Below are 23,481 nucleotides of genomic sequence, written 5' to 3'. Positions count from 1 at the left end.
TGGTCAACACGGGAGCGGGGTCAGCGGGCGGCGGTGAGGCGGGCGCCGAGGCGGCGGACGGTCTCCGCGGCGGCCACGGCGTCGCTGCGGGCGCTGCCGTGCCGGCCGTCGCTGCCGTAGAGCGACGGGTCGGCGACCAGCGGATGGTCGGTGAGGTGCACGTGCAGGGTGCCCAGCCGGGCGGCCAGCGCGGCCGTGCGGGCGGCGAGCAGGCGCATCCGCTCGCCCAGGCCGCCGCGCAGGGCCGGCGGCACGGCCGGGCTGTGCGAGACGTCGAACATGCCGACCGTGATCACCTCGGCGTCCGCCGCCCGCAGCTCGCCGATCATCGCGGCCAGCTCCTCGTCCACCGCGTCCGGGTCGTACGCCCGGCTGAACGCGTCGTTGCCGCCGCAGACCACCAGCGCCAGGTCGGGGCCGAAGGCCAGCGCCGGGGCCAGTTGCGCCGCGCGGACCTCGTGCGCCCGCAGCCCGCGCCGGCCCAGGTTCAGGTACGCCAGGCCGGGCCGGGCGGCGGTCAGCTCGGCGGCGATCCGGTCCGCCCACTGGAGGTCCGGGTAGCCGTCGGCCGGCTCGCACAGCCCCTCGGCCACGCTGTCGCCCAGCACCACGAACCGCCGCCACGGATGCCCCCGCAGCAGCTCGGCGCTCTCCCCCTCGCGCAGGCAGAACGGATCCGTTGATTCGGTCAGCGATGCCATGCCCGGCACGGTAGCCGACCGGGCGGCCGGCCGGCAGGGGGCGGCCGGCCGGCGTGCGGGCGGTAACCGGCCCGTTGCGTCGCGCCCGCGCCCCGACCGGCCGTCCGCGCGCCGGGACGCAACGACTCACCGGCGGCGGGGGACAATGCCTCAGGAGGAGGTCACGGTGCAGGTGGCGGTGTGCGGGCCGGCGACGGCCACGGCGGCCGAGGTGGAACACGCCCGCCGGGTGGGGGAGCTGCTGGCCGAGCGGGGCGCGACCGTCCTGTGCGGAGGTGGCGGCGGGGTGATGGCCGCGGTCGCCGCCGGCGCCCGGTCCCGCGACGGCCTGGTGGTCGGGGTACGCCCCGACGACGGCGCCGACCCGGGTCCCGCCGAGGTCTCGGTGAACGTGTTGACCAACATGGGGCAGGCCCGCAACGCGGTGCTGGTGTGGAGCGCCGACGCGGTGATCGCCGTCGGCGGCTCGTGGGGCACGCTCAGCGAGGTGGCCCTCGCGGTGCGGCGCGGCGGGATCCCGGTGGTGGTCCTCGACGGCTGGCGCGTCCTCGACGTCGCCGGTGGGCCGGTGCCGGGCCCGCAGCACGTCGACAGCCCCGAGGAGGCCGTCCGGGTGGCCCTGCGCCGGACCGGTTGACCGACGATCAGGCGGTCAGGGCCAGCAGGTCGGCAGGATGGTCGGCGGTGACGTCGGCGGGTGCGGTCGGATCGTGCATGTGCCCCCAGGCTGCGGCCACCGCCAGGGCGCCACTGTCCCGGGCGGCCCGCAGGTCCAGCGGTGAGTCACCCACGTACGCCGCGCGGGTCGGCGCCACGCCCAGCCGCCGGCACGCCAGCTCGACCCCGTCCGGCGCGGGCTTGGGGCGGGTGACCTGGTCCCCGCCCAGGACGACCCGGAAGTGCCCGAGCAGCCCGGCGCTGCCGAGCAGGATCTCGGCCGAGCGGTGGCTCGCGCCGGTGAAGAGGCCCACGGGCACCCGGCCGGCCACCTCGGCGAGCAGCTGCGCCACCCCGGGGTAGACGGTGATGTGCTCGGCGCGGGCGGCCAGGTGCTCGTGATAGCAGGTCAGGTCCGCCTCGGTGGCCGGCCGCCCGAGCAGGTGGGTGAGCAGGTCGACCGGGGCGCCCAGCCGGTAGCCCGCGATCACCTCGGCGTCGGAGCGCGGCGGACCGCCCCCGTCCAGCACCGCCGCGCGGTACGCCGCGGGCACCACCCGGTGCGACTCGATCAGGGTGCCGTCCATGTCGAAGACGATGCCGGCCACCGGTTGCCGTGTCTCTGCCATGGCGTCGACGCTAGGCCCTGTCCGGCGGATCCTCGGGGGTGGGGTCGAGGGGCAGGCAGGGCGGATCGAGACCCGTGACCGGGGACGCCAGGGGCGCGATGGTCGTCGTCACGTGGTCGCCCTCCCTGCGGTGGGACCTAGGGCGACCGGCGCTGGCGGTCCGCCACCGGCGCCCCCAGCCCGGCCGCGAGGCGCTTCGGGGCCCGGGCGCGCCAGGCCTCGGTGACCAGCTCGGTCAGCTCGTCGACGTCGATCCGGTCGAGCCGGACCAGCACCGCCGGGTAGCCGTCGAAGTGCGGCGTGGTGAGGTAGACCTCCGGGTCGTCGGCGAGCAGCGCCTCCTTCGCGCCCAGGTCTGGCACCCGGGCGCCGAGGATCGGGCCGCCGGGGGCGGCATCGCCCAGCGCGTCGAGTTCGGCGCGGCGCAGCGGGCGCTCCCAGACGAACGACTTGTCCCGCACCCGCCAGGCCGGCAGATCGTCGTACGTCCCCCGCTCGGTGGTCTCCGGCAGGGCCAGCGCGAGCCGCCGGACGTCGTCCCAGGTTGCCATGGGCCGGACCCTACGCCGCCCACCGACGTTACGGGCACATCCGGCGGCCGCCGAGGCTCCATACTGCTGTCGAACGCCCCGTCCCCCCACACGCGCGAATCGGGAGGCACCGTGAAGCTCCTGCTGACCTCGGGCGGCGTCACGAATCCCAGCATCCACTCCGCGCTCGTGCGGCTCCTCGGCAAGCCGGTCGCCGAGTGCCACGCCCTGGTCGTCCCGACCGCGCAGTGGGGCCACCCGATGTGCGGTCCGACATCGGTACGCGGACTCGTGGCCGCCGAGCCCACCTTCCGGCACCTGACCGGCCTGGGCTGGGCGTCGCTCGGCGTCCTCGAACTCGCCGCCCTGCCGACGATCGGCGCGGAGCGCTGGGTCCCCTGGGTCCGGGAGGCCGACGTCCTGCTGGTCGACGGCGGCGACGCGACGTACCTGTGCCACTGGATGCGGGAGTCCGGGCTGGCCGAGCTGCTGCCGTCGCTGCCCGACACGCTCTGGGTGGGGGTGAGTGCCGGAAGCATGGTGATGACGCCCCGGATCGGCGCGTACTTCGTCGAGTGGCCGGCCGCCCCGGACGACCGCACCCTGGGAGTCGTCGACTTCTCGATCTTCCCGCACCTGGACCACTTCCCGACGAACACCCTGGCCCACGCGGCACGGTGGGCCGCCGAGATCGGTGTCCCGGCCTACGCCATCGACGAACAGACGGCCATCACGGTCGTCGACGGCACGGTCGACGTGGTCTCCGAAGGGCAGTGGAAGAAGTTCGGGTGCTGACCGCCCCGCATCCGTGGCCCGGTTGCGTCGAGCGCGCCGTCGGTGCCGGTGTGCGGGCATCCGGTCCTTCCCGTCCCGGCCACGATCTGCCCGGAACCTATGATGGTGTCGATGACCCTTCCCGAACGGCGACCCGACCGCGTCCCCACCGACGAAGCTCGGGTCGAAGAGGCCCTGCGGCTGCTCTCCGGCGTGCCGGTGGAGCTCGATGTCGCCGTCAAGCGGCTCAGCCGTGGCAGTGGTGTCTACGCCTGGTGGGCTGCTCCCTCGATCTTGCCCGACCTGCCTGGGCCGCCGAATGAGAACGACCCGTCGCTACGACTGCTGTACCTCGGGCGAGCGACCAGCCTGCGCGGGCGTATCCTGCGCAACCATCTGAGGCGTTCGGGCAGCTCGACGCTGCGCCGTACCTTGGCCGGGCTTCTGGTGGCCGAGGGCTACCGGACGACCTGGACCGACCGCGTCGTACTGGTCCCTGAGGATGAGGCGCGGCTGACCGCGTGGATGCACACGCACCTGCGGTTGACCTGGGCGGAAGACGCGGAACCGGCGACCATCGAGGCCGAACTCGTTGCGCGTGTGCACCCGCCGCTCAATGTGCACGGCGTCGACCCCGAGCACCGCCAGGCCGCCGTGCTCTCCGCCAAGGAGTCGTACAACGCCAGTAGCCGCCCCGGCGAGCCCCCACGGAGGCCGTAACCGGCGGTCCGCCACGCGTACGGGTACGGCCCCCGGCGGGGTGGCCGGCGGCGGTGTGCTCCGGGCAACCGGGCGATGACCGGCTAACGGCTCGATCCTGAGCCGTCGGACCTGGGCGCACGCCGATCGCCGGACATCGCCGCCGCGACCTACGACGAGGCGGTCCGTCCTGGGCCGGACGAAGGCCGCCCGCCGCGCTCGTTCAACAGGTGGACCGTGACCTGCAACAGAGTCGGCGGGAGCGGCCATAGTGTGGTGTGAGACATCAGGTACGCCCGTCGGACGAGGAACTGTGGTGCTCGATCGCCGCCGGTGACGAGTCCGCGTTCGGTCGGCTCTTCGACCGGTACTCCCGCCCGGTCTACAACCACGCGTTCCGGCTGACCGGGTCGTGGTCGACCGCCGAGGACGTCACCCAGGCGACGTTCCTCGTCGCGTGGCGCCGCCGCCACGACGCCCGACTCGTGGACGGATCGGCGCTGCCGTGGCTGCTGGTGGTCGCCACCAACGCGGTCCGCTCCGAGTGGCGGTCGGCGCGTCGGTGGCTGGCGCTGCTCCGGCGCCTGCCGGCGGAGCGGTACGCCGATGGCCACCTCGCCGACGAGGTGGCCGCGCGGCTCGACGACGAGCGGCGGATGGCCGAGGTCCTCTCGGTGGTCCGCGGGTTGCCGCCGGCCGAGCGGGAGGCGGTGGCTTTGTGCCTGTGGTCCGGCGTGTCGTACCCGGACGCGGCAGCCGTGTTGGGCATCAGTGAGGTGGCGGTGCGGTCCCGGGTCAGTCGCGCGCGCAGCCGCCTGGCCCGTCTGCTGCCGCAGGAGATCCAGGAGGGGAAACGGTGAACGACATTCTCGACCTGCCCGCGGAGCGGGACCTGCCGCCGGAGGCGGCGCTCGCGATGCGGGCCCGGATCCTCGGCTCCGTGCGCCCGCCTGCGGCGCGGAGCCCACGACTGCGGATCGCCGTGGCCGCCACGGTGCTGCTGGCCGTGGCGTCCGGTGCCGCGGCGGTGGTGTGGGACCAGCCGGAGCGCTCGACCGGGCAGGTGCTGGCCATGGGGGCCGGGGAGCTGTCGCCGACGCTGCGGGATGCGGCAAAGCGGTGCCTTGGGTGGAACTCCCCGCAACGGCAGACCCGGCAGGACCCGGCAGAGCGGCCCGTCCCGGTGTCCCTGGCCGATCTGGCGGTGGCTACCGAGCGGGGTGACCGCGCGCTGGTGTTGTTCATGAACGACGCCGGCTACGCCACCTGTGACGTGGAGTGGGCGGGAACGGCCCGGGAGTCCGGTGGAGGAGCCACCGAGCCGTGGCCGCACGGCGAATGGCTGCCCGGACCGGTGCAGCGGCTGCTGCTGACCTCCACCGAGTCCGACGGCGGGGATGTCAGCGTCAGCGGCCGGGTCAGCGGGCGTGTCCACCGGCTCGTGCTCGACCACGGCGACGGCCACACCACCGCGGCCCGGCTCTCCGGAGGTGCGTTCGGTCTGCTGACCGACGACGCCCGACTCAGGGCCGCCAACGACCCCGAACTGGTCAGCTACGACGCCGAGGGGACGGAGATCGACAGGCGTCCGCTGTTCCAGGCCGAAGACGAACTGGAGCACTGCTACGCGGGCCCGGACGGGAAGCGGATCTACGGCAAACCGACAAGTGGTTGCCGGCCGGCGGAGAAGTGGCGAGGCTAGCAAAGGCTGACCGCGCCTCGGTGTTGGCCGTCACTCGCGGACCAGCCCCGGTGGCAGCGCGTCCTCGTCGGGGCGGACCTGGCGGGCGTTGGCCACCGGGTCGCGTTCGAGAGTGTGGATCAGCGGCGCCGGGCCGCCGACGCAGGTCCAGGTGTCGTCCCAGAGCGCGGAGACCAGCCATGACCGGTCGGCGGGGAAGAACAGGTCGGGCAGCGCGCCGTGCTGGTGGCGGATATGACCACCGGTGCGCCAGGTGAGGGCCTGCTCGGGACCGGCCTCGACCAGCACGTACGGCCAGTTCCAGTAGAGGAACACCCGTGGGGCGTGGGGGAGGACGACGTCGTGGGCGCCGGTGTCGAGGTAGCCCAGCCACCACGGCTGGTCGGAGGTGTGCGCGGAGAGGTCCTCGATCAGGGCCTGCTCGTAGGCGGCGGCGTCGACGTCGTCGGCCTGGTGCGTGGTGGCGTAGGCGTCGAAGACCGGCGGGATGGCGGTGGTGATCGAGACGCCGGCAGTGGTGTGACCAGCGATCCAGCCCACGTCGGCGGCGGCGCCGATGCGCCAGTTCCGCCCGTCCCTACCGACCTGCATACCGCCATTCAAGCCGCTGCGACGACGGTTGGCGTGGGAATCAGGCCGGTGAAGGAAGGGCGGGCCCCACGCCCGCGAGGCCGGGACGCGATGGCTGCGGGTGTTTCGACACCGGCGAGGAACGCCCGGAGCGTCCGGGTTGATCAGGTCGGGGTCGTACCCGCCCCGGCCGCCGCCGGGTCCCGGCCGGCGTCGGCCGTCAGCCGGTCGGCCGGCGGCGGCCGCTCGGCGTCCCCGACGGCGACCAGCGGCACGACGGTCAGCAGCACGCAGGCCACCGACATCCCCAGCAGCGCCGGGGTGAACCCGAACACGTCCACCGACGCCCCGCCCAGCAGCGCGCCCACCGGCAGGCCCAGGAAGGCCACCGAACCGGCGATTCCCAGCACCCGGGTCTGCAGGGCGTCCGGCACCCGCTCGTAGAGGGCCGCACCCAGCAGCGGGTTCACCGCCGCGATCGCGATGCCGGACAGGAAGGTCACCGTCGCCACCACGGCCAGCCGGTCGGAGAGCGCCAGCGCCAGCAGCCGTGGCGCGCCGCTCAGCGCCACCCCGAGGGCGAACAGCAGCCGGCGTGGCAGCCGGGGACCGGCCACGGTGAACAGCAGGTTCCCCAGCAGGGCCCCACCGGCGAAGATCCCCAGCAGCAGCCCGATCCCGGCCGGATCGGCCAGCACGTCGGCCACCCAGAGCGGGATGTAGACCGCGATGCTGGCGTTGGCGAACAGGTTCAACGCCGACACCACCAGCAACATGGTCATCAGCATCCGGTCGGTGCGCAGGTGGGCGAAGCCGCCGCGCAACGCCGCCAGGTACGGCTCCCGGGGCGCCGGCTGCGCCGCCACCGACGCCGGGCGCACCAGCAGCGCGACGATCAGCGCGCAGACCGCGAAGGTGCCCGCGTCGATCCAGATCGCCCGGGTCACCCCGACCCAGTCGATGAGCAGCCCGCCGAGCACCGCCCCGAAGAGGGTGATGCCGCGGCTGAGTCCGTCGTAGGCGGAGGTCAGCCGGATCAGCGGCACCCCGGCCCGCTGCGCGGCCGGCCGGAACATCACGTGCTTCACCCGGTCGCCGATGCCGCGCAACGCGCCGGCCACCGCCACCAGGGCCACCAACGCGCCGAACCCCAGCCACGGGGCGAGCGCCACCACGGCCACCACCGCCGCGCTCGCCGCGTCCACGACGATCGAGGTACGACGCACCCCGAACCGGTCGGCCCACGGGGTCGCCAACGCGCTGGAGAGCATGTACGGCAGGGCCTCCGCGGCGGCCACCAGCCCCATCCTCGTCGGGCTGCCGGTGGTCTCCAGCACCAGCCAGGGGATGGCCACGATCGAGATGCGGGTGCCCAGGTTGGTGATCAGGTCGGCGCCGACCAGGGTGTAGAGCTGGCGGCGCGGCGTCACGCCGGGCCGCCGATCGCCGCAGCGGTCAGCGACCGGCCGTCCTCGCCGTGGGTGGCCGCGTACCGGGCCCGCAGGGCGAGCTTGTCCACCTTGGCCGACCGGTTAAGCGGCAGCTCGTCGACGAACTCCACCGCGCCGGGCGCCCAGGTCTCGCTCAGCTCGGCGGTCACCAGGGCGATCAGCTCGTCCCCGCCGACCGTGGCGCCGGGCGCCGGCACCACGTACGCGTACGGCAGCTCACCGGCGACCGGGTCCGGCACCCCGATCACCGCGGCCGCCCGCACCTGCGGATGCCCCGCCAGCACGTCCTCGATCGGGCGGGAGTAGATCGGCCAGCTGCGCTGCCGGGTGAGGATCCGGTCGGCCAGCCGGTCCACCAGGTACAGGTAGCCGTCGGCGTCCAGGTGGCCGACGTCGCGGGTGCGTACCCAGCCGTCGACCAGGGTCTCGGCGGTCAGCTCCGGCTGGCCGTGGTAGCCGGCGAAGCTCAGTTTCGTCCGCACCCACACCTCGCCGTCGACCCCCGCCGGCAGCACCGTCCCGTCGGCGTCGCGGATCTCCACCGCCACGTCCCCGTACGGCCGGCCGCAGGCGCGCAGCCGCTCCGGGTGCTCCGGGTCCTCGGTGAGGCCGGGCAGGGCGCAGATCACCACGGCCTCGCTGAGCCCGTACACGATGCGCAGGCACGGGCCGAAGCGGGCGATCGCCTGGCGCAGCCGGGCCGGCGCCGCGGGCCCCGCGCCCACGTTGAACATGAACATGGTCGAGAAGTCGGCGCCGTCGAGCGCCGGATGGTCGAGCACCTCGTAGAGCATCGGCGGGGTGACGAAGGTCGAGTTGATCCGCTCGGCCGGCACGGTGGCGACGAACGCTGCCGGGTCCCACCGCTGGCGCAGGAAGAGCACGCCGCCGGTGAAGAGGTTGAACAGGGTGGTGATCTGGCCGCTGGCCAACCACATCGGTGAGTGGGACAGGTGCCGCAGCAGTGGGAAGCCGGCCGCCCGGAATTCGGCGGCGAGCACCAGGATCTGGTCGTAGAAGCTCTGCCGGTGGTGCACCAGCTTCGGTGTGCCGGTGGTGCCGCTGGTCTGCAGGAAGGACTCCGGCGCCGGGCCCGCCGGCGGGTCCGCGACGGGGCCGGCGGCCAGCCGCGCGGCGACCTCGGCGACCAGGTCCACGCCCGGACCCTCGCCGCCGAGCCGGAACACCGGCGTGCCGGTCAGCCCGGCGGCCAGCTCCGCGCCCAGGCCGTCCCCGGTGCGCGCGTCGTGGAGGAACGCCTCCGGTGCGGCCAGCCGGACGAACTCGTCGATCTCCCGGCGGGAGGTCACCGGCGCGATCCACATCGTCCGGCAGCCGAGCAGGTGCAGGGCGAGCTGCACCAGCGGCCCTTCGACGGCGTTGCCGAGCATCACCAGCACCGCGCCGCCCGGCCGGACCCCCAGCCCGTGCAGGGTCGCGGCGGTCGCCCGGACCTCCGCGGCCACCTCGGCGTAGGTCAGCCGGCGGCCGTCGCCGACCAGCGCCTCCCGGTCGCCGAACCCGGCGAACAGCTCCAGCGCCCGGTGTACGTAGGAGGTCGGTCGGTCGGTCATCGCGCAGCCTTTCGTCGACATGCCACCGGAACCGGCGTACGCCCTGGTCAAGGGCGCTAAGGCCGACCGTCGCCGAGCGCGACGGGCAGGCCGGAGCCGGGCGCGACGAAGGGTGCGCCGATCGGCGACCGCACCGCCGCCGGTTGCGAGCCTAGGCCGGCCGCGCCGACCGGGCACAGGGCCCGAACGGCGTGCCACCCCGTCCCCAGGACATTTGATCACGTCGATCAGGTCGATTGACGCTCGTCAGGACCGGCGGCTAGGTTTCTGTCCCATCGTCCGGACGGCGCCGTCAATGGGTGGCGCCCCGGGCTGCCCACGATGGAGGTTCAATGTCGACCCCGAAGAGATGGCAACTCATAGCTTCCGCGGCCACCCTGCTGGTGGCGGCGACCCCGGCGGTGACGGCGAGCGCCGGCCCTGCCGACCTCGACGGCGCCCGGCACGGGCGCACCGAGTGGGCGGGCAGCTGGGCCGCCGCGGTGACCCGGGGCAACACCGTCGGGCTGACCAACACCGGCCTGAACAACCAGAGCATCCGGATGAACGTGCAGACCACCGTCGGTGGCGACCGGGTCCGCATCCGGCTGTCCAACCTCTACGGCGAGCAGGCCGTCAAGGTCGGCCACGCCACCGTGGCCCGCCCGGACACCACCACGCCGGAGGACCGCTCCGACATCGACACGACCACCGTCCACGAGCTGACCTTCAACGGCGCCACCTCGGCCACCATGAACAAGGGCGCCGAGCTGGTCAGCGACCCGCTGGACTTCGCGGTGGGCGAGCAGGAGGACCTGGTCGTCACCCTGTTCTTCCCGGTGCTCACCGGCCCGGTCACCTTCCACGGCCAGGCCCGGGCCACCAACTTCATCGGCCAGACCGACCTCACGACGGTCGCCACCAGCACCGAGTTCACCCGCAAGATCGACTGCTGCTGGATGTTCCTGTCCGGCATCGACGTGGAACGCCGGATGAGCCCCGGGTCGGTGGTCGTGCTCAGCGACTCGATCGGCGACGGCAACGGCAGCACCGTCAACGCCGACCGGCGCTGGCCGGACCTGCTCGCCGCCCGGCTGATCGACAAGCGTCCGGAGGTGCGCACCCCCGGCGTGCTCAACCTCAGCCTCTCCGGCAACCGACTCAACCACGAGGGCACCGAACCCGGCGCGGGCGGCTTCCCCGGCTACTACGAGCTCGGCCCGAACGCCCTGGCCCGGCTCAACGAGGACGTCTTCCCGCAGACCGGCGTGCGGACCGTCGTCACCCACCTGGGCATCAACGACATCTGGATGTCCGACGACTCGTCCGAGGCGATCATCGCCACCCTGCGGCAGCTCAACCAGCAGGTCAAGGCCCGCGGCCTGACCAGCCTGGTCGGGACGATCACCCCGTACGAGGGCAACGGCGGCCCGGGGGTGTGGACGCCGGAGAAGGATGCCACCCGGCAGGCCGTCAACGCGTGGCTGCGCGGGGCGGGGGCGGCCGAGTTCGACGGCGTGCTCGACTTCGACGCCGTCGTACGCGACCCGGAGCGGCCCAGCCGGCTGCTGCCCGCGTACGACTCGGGGGACCACATCCACCCGAACGACGCCGGCGCGCAGGCGATGGCGGACGCCGTACCGCTGCGACTGCTCGGTCTGTGACACCGGTGGGGCGGCGTGCCGAGGCGCGCCGCCCCACCACCGATCCTGGGGAGGACGAGGCGTGGAGTTCGACGAGATCCTGACCGGCCTGTACAGCGAGCAGGGGAGACAGAACCCCTACCCGTGGTACGCGGCCCTGCACGAGCACGGCCCGATCGGGGCGATCCCGCGCCGCTCGGAGCACAGCAGCGTCGTCGCCGTCGCGGCCGGGTACGACGTGGTCGACCGGGTGCTGCGCGACCCGCAGTGGTACAAGCAGTCCCCGCCCGGCTGGCAGGAGCAGGAGATCCTGCGGACCTTCAACTCCTCGATGATGTTCGTCAACCCGCCCGACCACACCCGGATGCGGGCGGTCTTCGCCAGGACGTTCACCCCGCGCCGGTTGGGCGCGCTGGAACCGGTGATCGAGCGGGTGGTCGACCAGCGGCTGGCGGCGATGGCCGAGGCCGGCGCCGGCGGCGCGGAGGTCGACTTCGTGGCCGACTTCGCCTATCCCGTACCGGCGCTGGTGATGGCCCAGTTCATCGGCCTGCCCGAGGCGGACCTGGCCTGGTACCGGCAGCGGGTCGACTGGATCGACGAGTTCATGGACGTCGCCGGCAAGACCCCGCAGCGCCTCGCCCTGGCCAACCAGGCCGCCGACGAGCTGCGCGGCTACTACCGCGACCTGATCGCCGACCGCCGCCGCCGACCCGGCGAGGACCTGATCAGCGGCCTGGTCGAGGCGCTGGACGCCGGCGGGATGGAGCTGACCGACTCCGAACTGATCAGCAACCTGATCGTGCTCTTCAACGCCAGCTTCGTCACCACCGTCTACATGTTCAGCAACGGCCTGCCGCTGCTGCTGGAGCACCCGGACGTGGTCGCCGCGCTGCCCGGTGACGACGCGCTGGCCCAGGGCTGCGTGGACGAGGTGCTGCGGATGGAGAGCCCGGTGCACTTCCTGGCCCGGGCCGCGCCGGCCGACACCGAGCTGGCCGGCGTGCCGGTGGGCCGGGACGAGAACGTGCTGCTGCTGATCGCCGGGGCCAACCGCGACCCGTCCCGGTTCCCCGAGCCTGACCGGTTCGACCCGCGCCGCGCCGGCCCGCCGTCGCTGGCCTTCGGCATCGGGCTGCACTTCTGCCTCGGCTCGGCGGTGTCCAAGCTCGAGGGCCGGCTCGCGCTGCCCCGGCTCTTCCAGCGCTTCCCCGGGCTGGCCGTCACCCGCACCCCGGACTACAGCGGCAGCCTCTTCCTGCGGGGCATCGACAAGCTCTTCGTCACCACCGGCGCCCGGTAGGAGGACCCGACCATGTCCCTGGACCCGCAGGTGGTGGCGTACCGGGCGACCCGCGCCGCCGACGACGTCCCACCGCTGTACACCCGGACGCTGGCCGAGGCCCGCGCCGCCGACCTGGCCGCGATCCGCGCCGGCGGCGGCGCCGTCGAGCCGGTGCACGAGGTACGCGACACCCACGTCCCCGGTCCCGCCGGCGACCTGCCGGTGCGGGTGTACCGGCCGGCCGGCGACGGTCCGCTGCCCACCCTGGTCTGGTTCTTCGGCGGCGGCTGGACGCTGGGCAGCGTGGAGACCTCCGACGGGATCTGCCGTCGGCTGGCCAACTCCACCGGCTGCCAGGTGGTCACCGTCGGCTACCGGCTCGCCCCCGAGCACCGCTTCCCGGCCGCCGTGCACGACTGCCACGCGGCGACCAGCTGGATCGCCGGGCACGCCGAGGAGTTCGGCGCCGACCCGCGGTGGCTGGCCGTGGGCGGGGACAGCGCCGGCGGCAACCTCGCCGCGGCGGTCACCCTGCTGGCCCGCGACGCCGGCCCCCGGCTCGCCGCGCAACTGCTGGTCTATCCCAACACCGACCAGCGGTCCCGGCCGACGCCCGCCGGGGGGCCGGAGGACCCGCTGCTGTTCAACCGGCACTCGGTGGACTGGTACCGCGGGCACTACCTGGCCGACCCGGCGGACGCCGCCGACCCGCTGGCGTCGCCGCTGCTCGCCGAGGACCTCTCCGGCCTGCCCCCGGCGTTGGTGATCACCGCCGAGCACGACCCGCTGCGCGAGGAGGGCGAGCGGTACGCCGACCGGCTGCGCGAGGCCGGCGTGCTCACCGACCTGACCCGCTACCCGGGCATGATCCACGGCTTCTTCGCCATGCCCGGCGCCTTCGACGCCGCCGGGCGGGCCCTCGACCAGGCCGCCGACTTCCTCCGCTACCGGCTGTGCGCCGCCGATCCCGCCGCCGGGGCGGAACCGGTCGGCCCGCCGCCGACCGGTCCCGGGCGGCCCGGGGCGCACGCCGATGGCTGACACCCCACCGGCGCCGGCGAGTCTCGCCGACTTCGCCGACGCGGCCCGCGCCGTGCTGCCCGCCACGGTGTGGGACTTCATCGACGGGGGCAGCGGCACCGAGACCACGCTGCGCGCCAACCGGGCCGCCCTGGACGCGGTGGCGGTGCTGCCCCGGGTGCTCGCCGGCGTCGACACGCCCGCCACCACCGCCCGGCTGCTCGGCCGGGAGCAGGCCCTGCCGGTGGCGGTGGCGCCGATGGCGTACCAGCGGCTGCTGCACCCCGACGGCGAGCCGGCGCTGGCCGCCGCCGCGGCCGAGGCCGGGGTGCCGTACGTGGCCAGCACCCTGAGCAGCGTGCCGATCGAGGAGATCACCGCGGCCGGCGGCCAGGTCTGGTTCCAGCTCTACTGGCTGCGCGACCGGCAGCTGGTCTGCGACCTGCTGGACCGGGCGCAGGCGGCCGGCGCCACCGCCGTGATGGTGACCGTGGACGTGCCGGTGCTGGGCCGGCGGCTGCGCGACGTACGCAACTCCTTCGCGTTGCCGCCGCACGTGGCCGCGGCGAACCTGCCCGGCGACCGCGACGACCTCGCGCACGCCGGCACCCCCGGGGTGTCGGCGGTGGCCGCGCACACCGGCGCGGTCTTCGCACCCGCCCTGGGCTGGGCGGACCTGGAGTGGCTGCGGGCCCGTACGACGTCCCCGCTGCTGGTCAAGGGGATCCTCGACCCGCGCGACGCGGCCCGGGCGGCCCAGGCCGGGGTGGACGCCGTGGTGGTCTCCAACCACGGTGGCCGGCAACTGGACGGCGCCCCGGCCACCGCCCGGGTGCTGCCGGAGGTGGTGACGGCGGTCGACGGCCGCTGCCAGGTGCTGATGGACAGCGGCGTACGCGGCGGCACCGACGTGCTGCGGGCGCTGGCCCTGGGCGCCGACGGGGTGCTGGTGGGCCGGCCGATGCTCTGGGCGCTGGCCGCCGGCGGGCGGGCCGGGGCGCGGGCCGCGCTGGAGCTGCTCGCCGCGGAGCTGCGCGACGCGCTGACCCTGGCCGGCTGCGCCGACCCGGCGGCGGCCCGCACACTACGCACGATCACGGGAGGCTGAGCGGTGGACAAGCCGGTGGATCTGACGGTCGCCGACCTGCACGCCTCGGTCGACGACCCGGCGTTGAACTCGATGAACTTCCTCAACGAGGTGGCCCAGCACTACCCGGACGCGGTGTCGCTGGCGGCCGGCCGCCCCTACGAGGAGTACTTCGACGTCGCCGCGCTGCACCGCTGGTTGGACCGGTTCCACCGGCACCTGGTGCAGGAGCAGGGGCTCGGCCCGGAGCAGGCACGCCGGACCCTGTTGCAGTACGGCCGGACCAAGGGCATCGTGCACCACCTGGTCGCCCGCAACCTGGCCGTCGACGAGGGGATCACCGCCGACCCCGAGGCGGTGGTGGTGACCGTCGGCTGCCAGGAGGCGATGTTCCTGGTGCTGCGGGCGCTGCGTACCGACCCGCGGGACGTTCTGCTGGCCGTGGCGCCGACCTACGTGGGGCTGACCGGGGCGGCCCGGCTGGTCGACCTGCCGGTCCGTCCGGTGGCCGGCGGTCCGGCCGGCGTCGACCTGGCCGACCTGGCCGAGCAGGTGCGCCGGGCCCGGGCCGAGGGGCTGCGCCCGCGCGCCTGCTACGTGATGCCCGACTTCGCCAACCCGTCCGGGGTCAGCATGGACACCGCGCACCGCCGCCGGCTGCTGGAGTCGGCCGCCGAGGCGGAACTGCTGCTGATCGAGGACAACCCGTACGGCCTCTTCCCGGCCCGGGACGGCGAGCGGCCGCCGACGCTCAAGGCCCTGGACACCGACCGCCGGGTGGTCTACCTGGGCTCGTTCGCCAAGTCGGTGCTGCCCGGGGCGCGGGTCGGCTACGTGCTGGCCGACCAGCGGGTGGCCGCGCCGGACGGCTCGGTGGGGCTGCTCGCCGACCACCTGGCCAAGATCAAGAGCATGGTCACGGTGAACACCTCACCGATCGCCCAGGCGGTGATCGGCGGCCGGCTGCTGGAGCACGACTGCTCGCTGGCCGGGGCGAACACCCGGGAACGGGCCGCGTACGCCCGGAATCTGCGGCACCTGCTCGACGGCCTGGCCCGGCGCTTCCCGCCGGAGCGCTTCCCGGGGGTGAGCTGGACCGCCCCGGCGGGCGGCTTCTTCGTGGTGGTGACCGTGCCGTTCGGCGTGGACGACGCGCTGCTGCACCGCTCCGCGCGGGAATACGGCGTGCTCTGGACCCCGATGGCGCACTTCTACGACGACGGCGCCGTGGTCAACGCCCTGCGCCTGTCGATCAGCGCGGTCTCCCCGGCCCAGATCGACCTCGGGTTGGACCGGCTGGCGAAGCTGGTCGCCGACGAGGTGGCCGCCCTGGTCGGCGGGGGTGCGGGCCAGCCGCGGTGACCCCTGGTGTTCCGAGGGGGCGCATCCGGCCACCATAATGGACGGATGGTCGCTTGGGAGTACGCCCTGTTGGTCCGCCGCTACCAGGGGCAGGGCCGCAATTTCCACGTCTCGTTCGTCTGGTACGGCCCGGACGGGTCCCGCACCGACATCACCGCGTACGCCGACACCGCGATCGCCCACCTCAACCGGGCCGGCCGGGAGGGTTGGGAGCTGGTCTCCGCCGCCGAGGACGTCAACAACGTCCAGGGCAGCACCGAGGTGCACCGCTACCACCTCAAGCGCCCCATCGTCTGACCCCACCCGGGCTACCCGCACCCCACCCCGCCCGGTCCCACCGCGTTGATCATGAAGTTAGCGGCGGTGGAAGAGATCCACATCGCCGCTAACTTCATGATCAACCGCGCAGGCGCGGGGCGGGCGCGCTGGGGGACCCGGGTGGGTCAGCCGAGGTCGACGCCGGGGTAGAGGGGGAAGTTGCCGAGCAGGTCGGTGGCCTGCCTGCTCACCTTGTCGGCCAGGGCCGGGTCGAGGACGTACTTGGCCTTGGACTCGCCGGAGGTGGTCTGGCTGAGCACCGTGTGGATCAGCTCGGCGGTCGCGTCCATCTCGGCGGTGCCCAGGCCCCGGGTGGTCAGCGCCGGGGTGCCGATCCGGATGCCGGAGGTGTACCAGGCGCCGTTCGGGTCCTGCGGGACCGCGTTGCGGTTGGTCACGATGCCCGAGTCGAGCAGCGCCTGCTCGGCCTGCCGGCCGGTCAGGCCGTAGCCGGAGACGTCGATCAGCACCAGGTGGTTGTCGGTGCCGCCGGTGACCAGCTTCGCGCCGCGGCGGGTCAGCCCCTCGGCGAGCGCCTGCGCGTTGTCGACGATCCGCCGGGCGTAGTCGGCGAAGTCGGGGCGACGGGCCTCGGCCAGGGCGACCGCCTTGGCGGCCATCACGTGCGGCAGCGGGCCGCCGAGCACCATCGGGCAGCCCCGGTCGACCTGGTCGGCCAGCTCCGGGCCGCAGAGCACCATGCCGCCGCGCGGGCCGCGCAGCGACTTGTGCGTGGTGGTGGTGACGATGTGCGCGTGCGGCACCGGGTCGAAGTCGCCGGTGAAGACCTTGCCCGCGACCAGGCCGGCGAAGTGGGCCATGTCGACCATGAAGGTCGCGCCGACCGAGTCGGCGATCTCCCGCATGATCCGGAAGTTCACCTTCCGCGGGTACGCCGAGTAGCCGGCGACCAGGATCAGCGGCTTGAACTCGCGGGCCGCCTCGGCCACCCGGTCGTAGTCGATCAGGCCGGTCGCCGGGTCGGTGCCGTAGCTGCGCTGGTCGAACATCTTGCCGGAGATGTTCGGCCGGAAGCCGTGGGTGAGGTGGCCGCCCGCGTCCAGCGACATGCCCAGCATCCGCTGGTCGCCCAGCTCCCGGCGCAGCGCGAACCAGTCCGCCTCGGTCAGGTCGTTGACCTGGCGTACCTGGGCCTTCTTCAGGGCGGGGGACTCGACCCGGTCGGCCAGGATCGCCCAGAAGGCGACCAGGTTGGCGTCGATACCGGAGTGCGGCTGCACGTACGCGTGGCTGGCGCCGAAGAGCTCCCTGGCGTGCTCGGCGGCGAGCGCCTCGACGGTGTCGACGTTCTGGCAGCCGGCGTAGAAGCGGCGCCCGATGGTGCCTTCGGCGTACTTGTCGCTGAACCAGTTCCCCATCGCCAGCAGGGTGGCCGGGGAGGCGTAGTTCTCGCTGGCGATGAGCTTGAGCGACTCGCGCTGGTCGGCCAGCTCCGCCCCGATGGCGTCGGCCACCCGCGGCTCGACGGCGCGGATGACCTCCAGCGCGCTGCGGAAGGCGGTGGACTCGGCGTTCGGCGACATGCGACCTCCAGGTTACGTACGGAAGGCCCAGGCGCTCGGCGTGCGTCCTCGTGACGGGACCGCTTCCCGATGGTGCTCCATCCCCACGCGCCAGTCACGGCCCGCAGCCGATCCTAGCGGGTCGGCCCCGGGCCGCCCCGGCGCACCTCCGCGACCGGCGCGCGACGGTTGGACGGCACCGGGCGGGGCACTGGGAGGAGGAGGGGCCGGCGCGGGGAAGGTGCGAGCGCGCCCGGTGCCCGACGACGAGAGGGGACACCGATCATGAGCACACCGACCACCGAACGGCCACTGGCCCTGGTGACCGGCGCGTCCAGCGGCATCGGCTTCGAGCTGGCCGGACAGTTCGCCCGACACGGGTACGACCTGGTCGTGGCCGCCGAGGACGACGGCATCGAGGCGGCGGCGGAGAGCCTGCGCCGCGACCACGGGCCCCGGGTCGAGCCGGTCCGGGCGGACCTGGCCAGCTACGACGGCGTGGAGGCGCTGGCGGCGGCGGTCGCCGCGACCGGCCGTCCGGTGGACGCGTTGGCGCTCAACGCCGGCCGGGGCGCGGGCGGGGACTTCGTCGGCGGCACCGACCTGCGCGACGAGCTGGACATCGTCGACCTGAACGTCCGCTCGACCGTGCACCTGGCCAAGCGCCTGCTGCCCGGCATGGTGGACCGCGGTCAGGGGCGGGTGCTCTTCACCTCCTCCATCGCCTCGACGATGCCGGGGAGCTTCCAGGCCGTCTACAACGCCTCGAAGTCGTTCGTGCAGTCCTTCGCCGAGGCGCTGCGCAACGAGCTGAAGGACACCGGCGTGACCGTCACCTCGCTGATGCCCGGACCGACCGACACCGAGTTCTTCGCCCGCGCCCACATGCAGGACACCAAGGTCGGCCAGGGTAAGAAGGACGACCCGCGTGAGGTGGCCGAGGACGCCTTCGAGGCGCTGATGAAGGGCGACGAGAAGGTCGCCGCCGGCTCCCTGATCAACAAGGTGCAGACCGTCGCGGGCAAGATCGTCCCGGACCGGCTGAAGGCCGAGCAGCACCGCCGGATGGCCGAGCCCGGCTCGGGGGAGTGAGGCCCCCGGCCCGCCGCCCGCGGCGGCGGGCCGGGAGATCCTTGGCCTAGGATCGACAGCCATGACGGCCGAGGCGGACGACGGCACGCTGTGGGCGATCAGCGACCTGCACGTGCGGTACGCCGAGAACCGGGCCGTGGTGGAGTCCCTGCGGCCCCGGTCGCCCCGGGACTGGCTGCTGGTCGCCGGGGACGTCGGCGACACGGTGGCCGACGTCGAGTGGACGCTGGGGCTGCTCGCCCGACGGTTCGCCCGGGTGGTCTGGGCGCCCGGCAACCACGAGCTGTGGACGCCGCCGAGCGACCCGGTGACCCTGCGCGGGGTCGCCCGCTACCAGCACCTGGTGGCGCTCTGCCGGCGCCTCGGGGTGCTCACCCCGGAGGATCCGTACCCGGTGTGGCGGGGCCCCGGGGGGCCGGCCCTGGTCGCGCCGCTGTTCCTGCTCTACGACTACAGCTGGCGGCCGGCCGGACTGGACAGCCGGGAGGCGGCGCTGGCGGAGGCGTACCGCACCGGGGTGGTCTGCACCGACGAGTTCATGCTGCACCCCGAGCCGTACGCCGACCGGGCGCAGTGGTGCGCGGCCCGGGTCGAGGAGACCGCCCGCCGCCTCGACCAGCGGGACCCGGCCCTGCCCACCGTGCTGGTCAACCACTTCCCGCTGGTCCGCGAGCCGACCGCGATCCTGCGCTATCCGATCTTCGCCCAGTGGTGCGGCACCGACGCCACCGCCGACTGGCACGTACGCTTCGACGCCGCCGCGATGGTCTACGGCCACCTGCACATCCCGCGTACCACCTGGCACGACGGGGTGCGCTTCGAGGAGGTGTCGGTGGGCTACCCCCGGGAGTGGCGGCGCCGTCCCAACCCGCCCGGCCGGCTGCGCCAGATCCTGCCCGTACCCGAGGAACCGCCCGCCGGGCCGAAGGGCGTTTTCCGGTTCTGAGCCGCCGACGGGTGGCCCGGTACGCGGCGGGGACCCGACCGGGGCCGGGTCCCCACGACGCGAGCCTCGCCTCAGGCGGTGACCGCGTCCTTCGCCGACTTGATCGCCTTCGGGTCGGTGGGGGTACGCGGCGCGTCGGGGCGCAGCGCGATCATCCGCTCACCGATCTCCTGGAGCTGGTTGCGCCCGAGCGCCTCGCGCACCTTCGGGAACCACTCCTGCTCCTCCTCCTCGACGTGGTGCAGCACGTTCTCGATAAGCACCGTGGTCTTGGCGTTGTAGTGCTCGTGGGAGGCGTCCATGGCGAACAGCTCGGCACAGAGCAGGTCCGCGACGTGGTGCTCCTCGTACGACTCGAGGATGTCGTCCTCCAGGTCCGGCAGCAGCTTGCGGACCTCGGGGTACATCACCTCGTTCTCCAGGTAGGTGTGCACCGTCAGGGCCTCGAGGATCTCGCCGACCAGCTTGCCGCGCTGCGCCGCCGGCGCGTCCTCGGCCTGCTGGAACTCCTTGAACAGACGGCGCATCTCCTTGTGGTCCTCTTTGAGCAGGACGATGGCATCGGTGGACACCGGGGGACCTCCTAGGGATCTGTGCGGGTGGTCCCTCCGGTACCCCGGTCCCGAGCTGCGAAAACGGACGGGCCCGGCGCGCTCGCGCCGGGCCCGTCGCTGGTGCTGCGGGACTGCTACTTCACCACGTTGTACGCGTCCACGATGCCGGCGCCGTAGAAGCCGTTACGCGCCCCGCCGGAGCAGGTGGCGTCGTAGGCGTGCGGGCCGGCCGCGCTCAGCGGAACCGGGTTGTAGACGCCCTGCGGGCAGGACTTCGTCACCGAGGTCCGCTCGAGGAACGACGCCAGCTGACCCGGCGACATACCCGGGTGGGCCGACAGGGCCAGCGCCGCGACGCCGGTCGCGTGCGGGCCGGACATCGAGGTGCCCTGCTTGTAGCCCCAGCCGTTGGTCTTCGTCGCCGTGTTGAACGTGGTCGACAGAATTCCGTCGGTGAGGGTGGAGCGGACGCCCTGGGTGCGGAAGCGGGTGTCGCCACCCGGCGCCGTCACGTCGATGACGCCCTGCCCGTAGGAGGAGTAGTAGCTCTTCTCCCCGGTCGGGCCGACCGCGCCCACGGTTACCACGCCCGGCGCCTCGGCCGGCAGGTCGAGGCAGGCGTTGGTGAGGTTCTCCCGCACCTCCGGCGTGTCCGAGTTGTCCGGGCTGGCGGTGTCGGTGATCTTGTGGGCGAGGTCGTAGTTCGAGTTACCCGCGGACGCCACGTTCAGCACGCCCTTGCTGTTCGAGTAACGGATGGCCCGCTGGACCGCCTGCCACACCGGGCGCTGGCGCGCGTCGTTGCGGCAGTTGAGCTCCCACGGGTCGATGTAGTAGCTGTTGTTGGTCAGCTGCATCCCGTGGTCGGCGGCCCAGAGGAAGCCGCAGACGGCGGCTTCGGGGTAGATGTAGCCGTCGTCGTTGACCACCTTGACGGCGGCGACCTTGACCCCGGGCGCGATGCCGGCCACGCCGACGCCGTTGACGGCGGCGGCGATGGTGCCGGCCACGTGGGTGCCGTGGTCGCTGGTGGTCGGGTTCCAGGCCGCCTCGGTGGTGTCGGTGACCCCGCCGATGCAGGAGGTGGACTTGTCCTTGGCGATCTGCGTCGCCAGGTCCGGGTGGGTGCTGGAGATGCCGCTGTCCAGCACGCCGACGACGACGTTCGGGCTGCCGGCGTTGACCGCCTGGGCCTGCGGGAGGTGGATCATGTCCATGTCCCACTGCTGGCCGTACAGCGGCTCCTTGGTCGGGTCGGCGGTGATGGCCGCGGCGTCGGCCGTGGCCACCTCGACGGTCTCGCTCTCGTCGAGGGCGGAGCCGAGGCCGGCGGTGGAGGCGACCGACTCCACGCCCGCCCCCGCCACCGCGGTGGCGAAGTCCGGGTTGGTGGAGCGGACGACGAGCACGCCGATCTGGTCGTACTTGGCCACCACGGTGCCGTTGGCCGCGGCCACGCGGGCGGCGGCCTTGGCGGTGGTGGCGCCCTGCGGGGCGAGGACCAGGAACGTGGCGTCCGGTCCGGCGGCGGACGCCGCCGGGGCCAGCCCGCCGGCGACGGCGAGGCCGACGCCGAGCGTGACGGCGGATGCCGCGGCCAGCGTCTTGCGACGGAGGTTCTTCACACATACTCCCAGGGGCTGTCTCCAGCCGGGTGACGCTCCGTGGCGGGAAGCGGCCGGCGGGAAGCGGGCGGGGTGCTCCACTTCCTGAAGGGACAGCGTAGGCAGCGACTGTGGTGTTACACACACCCGTTCGGAGGACCCACCTTCGTCATACGGTGGCCAGGGTGTGCGGGATCTCGTCGAGCAGCTCACGGGCCAGGAAGCCGATCCGGCCGTACCGGGGGACCAGCCGCTGACCGCTGACCGCGTGCGCGAACGCCGCCCAACAGGCCGCCTGCGCCGGCTCGGCGCCCCGGGACAGCAGCCCGGCCAACAGCCCCGCCCGCACGTCGCCGCTGCCCGAGGTGCCCAGCCCGGCGTCGCCGCTCTCCTCCCGCCAGCTGCCTCCCTGCGGGGTGGCGATGTGGCCGTACAGCGACACCACGGCGTCGTACCGGCGGGCCAGCTCGGCCGCCTCGGCGTCCAGGTCGTCGCCGGGGTCGCGGTCGAGCAGGTGCCGGGCCTCGGTCAGGTTGGGGGTGAGCACCACCGGGCGCCCCGAGCCGACCAGCAGGTCGGGGGAGTGGCTCAGCGCCCCCAGGGCGTACGCGTCGAGCACCAGCGAGGTCTCCGGGCCGGTCGCGTCCAGGATCAGCTCCAGCAGCTCGCGGGTCTCGTCGATGTCGTTGAGCCCGGGGCCCAGGGTGACCACGGTCGCCTCCCCGGCCAGCTCGCGCAGCTGGTCGCCCGCCCGGCCGGCCACCGCCCCGGCCGGGGTCTCCGGCAGGCCGACCACCAGCGCCTCGGGCACCTGGATGCTCAGCGCGGCGGCGGTGGACTCGGCGGCGGCGAGCTGGAGCACGCCCGCGCCGGCGCGCAGCGCGGCCACCCCGGCCAGCAGCACCGCCCCCGGGGTGAACCGGGAGCCGCCGACCACCAGCACGGTGCCCCGGGCGTCCTTGCCGCCGGACGGCACGGGCAGCGCCCACTCGCGCAGCAACGCCGGGGTGATGACCAGGCTGTCAGACCGGTTCGGCATGCACCTCGTCCTCTCTGGTCGGCCGGGCGCCCTGCTGGTGCAGGTGGCCGACGTCGTTGAAGGTGTCCGCGGTCAGCCGGCCGTCGGCGTCCGCCGACCAGCCGGTGACCGAGCAGTTGGCGATCACGTGCTCCCGGGTCAGGGCCATCAGCTCCGCCTCGGTGAGCCCCTCGATCAGGTAACGCAGCAGGAAGACCAGGGCGTCGTGGCCGAAGAGCAGCACCCGCTGGCCCTCGTGGTCGCGGCGCAGGTCGCCGAGGAGCCCGCGCAGCCGCAACGCCACGTCGGTCCAGGACTCGCCGCCCGGCGGCCGGTAGTAGAACTTGCCCAGCCGGGCCCGGCGGTCCGCCTCGTCCGGGTACCGCCGGCGCACCCCGTGCCCGGTCAGCCCGTCCAGGATGCCCAGCTCCCGGTCGCGCAGCCGCTCGTCGCGGCTGACCGGGATCCCGGTGCCGGCCAGCGCCAGCTCGGCGGTGCTCACCGCGCGCAGGTACGGCGACACCACCGCCACGTCGGGCCGGCGGTGCTCCGGCAGCCCGGCCAGCCAGCGGCCGGTGGCCCGGGCCTGCTCCTCGCCGGTGGCCGACAGTGGCACGTCGGCGTCACGGTGGGTCAGGTCGATCAGCTCCGCGCCGGAGCTCTCCGCCGCGGTCGCCGCCACGTTGGCCGTGCTCTCGCCGTGTCGGACGATCCAGAGGGCTGCCAGTTCCGCCATGGCCAACCCCTACCCGGGCATCGCGCC

24 protein-coding genes and 1 riboswitch are annotated in these 23,481 nt (G+C 73.9%); of the genes, 13 read left to right on the top strand and 11 right to left on the bottom strand.

The window, feature by feature from the left end; translation table 11 throughout:
• Positions 1-20: 20 nt before the first annotated feature.
• Complete coding sequence (locus GA0070564_RS08840) at positions 21-701, bottom strand: SGNH/GDSL hydrolase family protein (protein WP_176730609.1); 681 nt, start codon at positions 699-701, stop codon at positions 21-23.
• A 166-nt stretch (positions 702-867) separates the two neighbouring features.
• Between GA0070564_RS08840 and GA0070564_RS08835 the strand changes: the two genes are divergently transcribed.
• Positions 868-1,338 (top strand): TIGR00725 family protein, encoded by a 471-nt coding sequence (locus tag GA0070564_RS08835; protein WP_245669877.1) that lies wholly within the window; start codon positions 868-870, stop codon positions 1,336-1,338.
• A 7-nt stretch (positions 1,339-1,345) separates the two neighbouring features.
• Here the strand turns inward: GA0070564_RS08835 and GA0070564_RS08830 are convergent, their stop codons facing one another.
• Entirely contained in the window at positions 1,346-1,987 is a 642-nt protein-coding gene (locus GA0070564_RS08830) for an HAD family hydrolase (protein WP_091605533.1), read from the bottom strand.
• 137 nt (positions 1,988-2,124) lie between these two features.
• Positions 2,125-2,538, bottom strand: coding sequence for an MmcQ/YjbR family DNA-binding protein (locus GA0070564_RS08825; protein WP_091605530.1), 414 nt, complete (start codon positions 2,536-2,538; stop codon positions 2,125-2,127).
• Positions 2,539-2,649: 111 nt separating this feature from the next.
• Between GA0070564_RS08825 and GA0070564_RS08820 the strand changes: the two genes are divergently transcribed.
• The 4 genes from GA0070564_RS08820 (at position 2,650) to GA0070564_RS08805 (ending at position 5,692) form a co-directional block, all read left to right on the top strand.
• A complete protein-coding gene (locus tag GA0070564_RS08820) occupies positions 2,650-3,312 on the top strand; it encodes a Type 1 glutamine amidotransferase-like domain-containing protein (protein ID WP_091605525.1) in 663 nt (220 codons plus the stop codon).
• A gap of 111 nt (positions 3,313-3,423) precedes the next feature.
• On the top strand, positions 3,424-4,011 hold the full coding sequence (locus tag GA0070564_RS08815) for a GIY-YIG nuclease family protein (protein WP_245669876.1): 588 nt from the start codon (positions 3,424-3,426) through the stop codon (positions 4,009-4,011).
• Between the two features lie 257 nt (positions 4,012-4,268).
• Positions 4,269-4,850: an RNA polymerase sigma factor gene (locus GA0070564_RS08810; RefSeq protein ID WP_091605522.1), complete on the top strand. Its 582-nt coding sequence runs from the start codon at positions 4,269-4,271 to the stop codon at positions 4,848-4,850.
• Positions 4,847-5,692 carry a hypothetical protein gene (locus GA0070564_RS08805; protein ID WP_091605518.1) on the top strand — a complete coding sequence of 282 codons (846 nt, stop codon included), beginning with the start codon at positions 4,847-4,849 and terminating at the stop codon, positions 5,690-5,692. Before GA0070564_RS08810 ends, GA0070564_RS08805 begins: the two co-directional genes overlap by 4 nt.
• A 30-nt stretch (positions 5,693-5,722) precedes the next feature.
• Here the strand turns inward: GA0070564_RS08805 and GA0070564_RS29250 are convergent, their stop codons facing one another.
• From GA0070564_RS29250 to GA0070564_RS08790, 3 genes are all read right to left on the bottom strand, one after another.
• Positions 5,723-6,283, bottom strand: a complete 561-nt coding sequence (locus GA0070564_RS29250; protein ID WP_176730608.1) for a hypothetical protein — start codon at positions 6,281-6,283, stop codon at positions 5,723-5,725.
• Positions 6,284-6,426: 143 nt separating this feature from the next.
• Positions 6,427-7,692, bottom strand: a complete 1,266-nt coding sequence (locus GA0070564_RS08795) for an MFS transporter (protein ID WP_091605515.1) — start codon at positions 7,690-7,692, stop codon at positions 6,427-6,429.
• Positions 7,689-9,287, bottom strand: coding sequence for a class I adenylate-forming enzyme family protein (locus GA0070564_RS08790; protein ID WP_091605512.1), 1,599 nt, complete (start codon positions 9,285-9,287; stop codon positions 7,689-7,691). The genes GA0070564_RS08795 and GA0070564_RS08790 overlap by 4 nt, the downstream gene beginning before the upstream one ends.
• A 359-nt stretch (positions 9,288-9,646) precedes the next feature.
• Between GA0070564_RS08790 and GA0070564_RS08785 the strand changes: the two genes are divergently transcribed.
• The 6 genes from GA0070564_RS08785 to GA0070564_RS08760 all read left to right on the top strand — a co-directional run bounded on the left by GA0070564_RS08785 (position 9,647) and on the right by GA0070564_RS08760 (position 15,960).
• On the top strand, positions 9,647-10,930 hold the full coding sequence (locus tag GA0070564_RS08785) for an SGNH/GDSL hydrolase family protein (RefSeq protein WP_176730636.1): 1,284 nt from the start codon (positions 9,647-9,649) through the stop codon (positions 10,928-10,930).
• Between the two features lie 61 nt (positions 10,931-10,991).
• On the top strand, positions 10,992-12,212 hold the full coding sequence (locus tag GA0070564_RS08780; protein ID WP_091605504.1) for a cytochrome P450: 1,221 nt from the start codon (positions 10,992-10,994) through the stop codon (positions 12,210-12,212).
• Positions 12,213-12,224: 12 nt separating this feature from the next.
• Positions 12,225-13,235 (top strand): alpha/beta hydrolase, encoded by a 1,011-nt coding sequence (locus GA0070564_RS08775; RefSeq protein ID WP_091605501.1) that lies wholly within the window; start codon positions 12,225-12,227, stop codon positions 13,233-13,235.
• Positions 13,228-14,322: an alpha-hydroxy acid oxidase gene (locus GA0070564_RS08770; protein WP_091605498.1), complete on the top strand. Its 1,095-nt coding sequence runs from the start codon at positions 13,228-13,230 to the stop codon at positions 14,320-14,322. The genes GA0070564_RS08775 and GA0070564_RS08770 overlap by 8 nt, the downstream gene beginning before the upstream one ends.
• 72 nt (positions 14,323-14,394) lie before the next feature.
• On the top strand, positions 14,395-15,663 hold the full coding sequence (locus tag GA0070564_RS08765; RefSeq protein ID WP_176730635.1) for an aminotransferase-like domain-containing protein: 1,269 nt from the start codon (positions 14,395-14,397) through the stop codon (positions 15,661-15,663).
• Between the two features lie 45 nt (positions 15,664-15,708).
• A complete protein-coding gene (locus GA0070564_RS08760) occupies positions 15,709-15,960 on the top strand; it encodes a hypothetical protein (RefSeq protein WP_091605490.1) in 252 nt (83 codons plus the stop codon).
• A 146-nt stretch (positions 15,961-16,106) separates the two neighbouring features.
• On the opposite strand, the gene GA0070564_RS08755 is transcribed toward GA0070564_RS08760, so the two are convergent.
• Positions 16,107-17,525: a glycine hydroxymethyltransferase gene (locus tag GA0070564_RS08755; protein WP_091605485.1), complete on the bottom strand. Its 1,419-nt coding sequence runs from the start codon at positions 17,523-17,525 to the stop codon at positions 16,107-16,109.
• An 18-nt stretch (positions 17,526-17,543) separates the two neighbouring features.
• A riboswitch (ZMP/ZTP riboswitch) is annotated at positions 17,544-17,633 on the bottom strand.
• A gap of 156 nt (positions 17,634-17,789) precedes the next feature.
• On the opposite strand from GA0070564_RS08755, the gene GA0070564_RS08750 reads away from it, so the two are divergent.
• Together GA0070564_RS08750 and GA0070564_RS08745 are read left to right on the top strand one after the other, a co-directional pair.
• Positions 17,790-18,596, top strand: a complete 807-nt coding sequence (locus GA0070564_RS08750) for an SDR family NAD(P)-dependent oxidoreductase (protein ID WP_091605481.1) — start codon at positions 17,790-17,792, stop codon at positions 18,594-18,596.
• Between the two features lie 61 nt (positions 18,597-18,657).
• On the top strand, positions 18,658-19,542 hold the full coding sequence (locus GA0070564_RS08745) for a metallophosphoesterase family protein (RefSeq protein ID WP_091605477.1): 885 nt from the start codon (positions 18,658-18,660) through the stop codon (positions 19,540-19,542).
• Between the two features lie 71 nt (positions 19,543-19,613).
• Here the strand turns inward: GA0070564_RS08745 and GA0070564_RS08740 are convergent, their stop codons facing one another.
• From GA0070564_RS08740 to GA0070564_RS08725, 4 genes are all read right to left on the bottom strand, one after another.
• A complete protein-coding gene (locus GA0070564_RS08740; RefSeq protein WP_091605474.1) occupies positions 19,614-20,114 on the bottom strand; it encodes a hemerythrin domain-containing protein in 501 nt (166 codons plus the stop codon).
• A gap of 116 nt (positions 20,115-20,230) precedes the next feature.
• Positions 20,231-21,721 carry a S8 family peptidase gene (locus tag GA0070564_RS08735; RefSeq protein ID WP_091605471.1) on the bottom strand — a complete coding sequence of 497 codons (1,491 nt, stop codon included), beginning with the start codon at positions 21,719-21,721 and terminating at the stop codon, positions 20,231-20,233.
• A gap of 148 nt (positions 21,722-21,869) precedes the next feature.
• Positions 21,870-22,739, bottom strand: coding sequence for an NAD(P)H-hydrate dehydratase (locus GA0070564_RS08730; protein ID WP_091605468.1), 870 nt, complete (start codon positions 22,737-22,739; stop codon positions 21,870-21,872).
• On the bottom strand, positions 22,723-23,454 hold the full coding sequence (locus tag GA0070564_RS08725; RefSeq protein ID WP_091605465.1) for a histidine phosphatase family protein: 732 nt from the start codon (positions 23,452-23,454) through the stop codon (positions 22,723-22,725). The genes GA0070564_RS08730 and GA0070564_RS08725 overlap by 17 nt, the downstream gene beginning before the upstream one ends.
• Positions 23,455-23,481: the final 27 nt, after the last annotated feature.

Source organism: Micromonospora mirobrigensis, assembly GCF_900091555.1.
GTDB classification, from domain to species: domain Bacteria; phylum Actinomycetota; class Actinomycetes; order Mycobacteriales; family Micromonosporaceae; genus Micromonospora; species Micromonospora mirobrigensis.
This window is presented reverse-complemented; position numbering and strand designations above follow the sequence as displayed.

What these genes read in the sequence shown, in the direction of transcription:
- GA0070564_RS08775 (WP_091605501.1), top strand. Translation starts at nt 12,225, where the DNA reads ATGTCCCTGGACCCGCAGGTGGTGGCGTACCGGGCGACCCGCGCCGCC.
- GA0070564_RS08745 (WP_091605477.1), top strand. Translation starts at nt 18,658, where the DNA reads ATGACGGCCGAGGCGGACGACGGCACGCTGTGGGCGATCAGCGACCTG.
- GA0070564_RS08790 (WP_091605512.1), bottom strand. Translation starts at nt 9,287, where the DNA reads ATGACCGACCGACCGACCTCCTACGTACACCGGGCGCTGGAGCTGTTC.
- GA0070564_RS08750 (WP_091605481.1), top strand. Translation starts at nt 17,790, where the DNA reads ATGAGCACACCGACCACCGAACGGCCACTGGCCCTGGTGACCGGCGCG.
- GA0070564_RS08765 (WP_176730635.1), top strand. Translation starts at nt 14,395, where the DNA reads ATGAACTTCCTCAACGAGGTGGCCCAGCACTACCCGGACGCGGTGTCG.
- GA0070564_RS08770 (WP_091605498.1), top strand. Translation starts at nt 13,228, where the DNA reads ATGGCTGACACCCCACCGGCGCCGGCGAGTCTCGCCGACTTCGCCGAC.
- GA0070564_RS08725 (WP_091605465.1), bottom strand. Translation starts at nt 23,454, where the DNA reads ATGGCGGAACTGGCAGCCCTCTGGATCGTCCGACACGGCGAGAGCACG.
- GA0070564_RS08730 (WP_091605468.1), bottom strand. Translation starts at nt 22,739, where the DNA reads ATGCCGAACCGGTCTGACAGCCTGGTCATCACCCCGGCGTTGCTGCGC.
- GA0070564_RS08815 (WP_245669876.1), top strand. Translation starts at nt 3,424, where the DNA reads ATGACCCTTCCCGAACGGCGACCCGACCGCGTCCCCACCGACGAAGCT.
- GA0070564_RS29250 (WP_176730608.1), bottom strand. Translation starts at nt 6,283, where the DNA reads ATGCAGGTCGGTAGGGACGGGCGGAACTGGCGCATCGGCGCCGCCGCC.
- GA0070564_RS08825 (WP_091605530.1), bottom strand. Translation starts at nt 2,538, where the DNA reads ATGGCAACCTGGGACGACGTCCGGCGGCTCGCGCTGGCCCTGCCGGAG.
- GA0070564_RS08840 (WP_176730609.1), bottom strand. Translation starts at nt 701, where the DNA reads ATGGCATCGCTGACCGAATCAACGGATCCGTTCTGCCTGCGCGAGGGG.
- GA0070564_RS08760 (WP_091605490.1), top strand. Translation starts at nt 15,709, where the DNA reads ATGGTCGCTTGGGAGTACGCCCTGTTGGTCCGCCGCTACCAGGGGCAG.
- GA0070564_RS08755 (WP_091605485.1), bottom strand. Translation starts at nt 17,525, where the DNA reads ATGTCGCCGAACGCCGAGTCCACCGCCTTCCGCAGCGCGCTGGAGGTC.
- GA0070564_RS08830 (WP_091605533.1), bottom strand. Translation starts at nt 1,987, where the DNA reads ATGGCAGAGACACGGCAACCGGTGGCCGGCATCGTCTTCGACATGGAC.